This window comes from Legionella nigrisilvae (assembly GCF_977063395.2).
The window spans coordinates 1-301 of the sequence record NZ_CDRUGZ020000034.1 but is presented as its reverse complement, the minus strand read 5'-3'; the positions used below and the strand labels follow the sequence as shown (position 1 = coordinate 301).

The window sequence follows — 301 nt, the reverse complement described above, 5'->3', positions numbered from 1 at the left end:
GCTGATAGTGAGGGTAGGCTTATAGCTGATGTGGAGGATGAAGGAAATACTGATGACTGGGATGAAGCATTGGTTAATCGGGCGAGGTTTAATAGTGAAGGTAGAGTTGTAGCTGATGTGGAGGATGAAGGAAATACTGATGACTGGGAGGCAGCACCTGTTAATCGGGTGAGAGCTGATAGTGAGGGTAGGCTTATAGCTGATGTGGAGGATGAAGGAAATACTGATGACTGGGATGAAGCATTGGTTAATCGGGCGAGGTTTAATAGTGAAGGTAGAGTTGTAGCTGATGTGGAGGATG

At 46.2% G+C, this 301-nt stretch carries 1 protein-coding gene; it reads left to right on the top strand.

The features are described from left to right. Positions 1-30: 30 nt before the first annotated feature. Positions 31-301, top strand: a 271-nt coding sequence (locus ACWTE2_RS22345) for a hypothetical protein (protein ID WP_454786168.1), incomplete at its 3' end; no start/stop codon positions are given.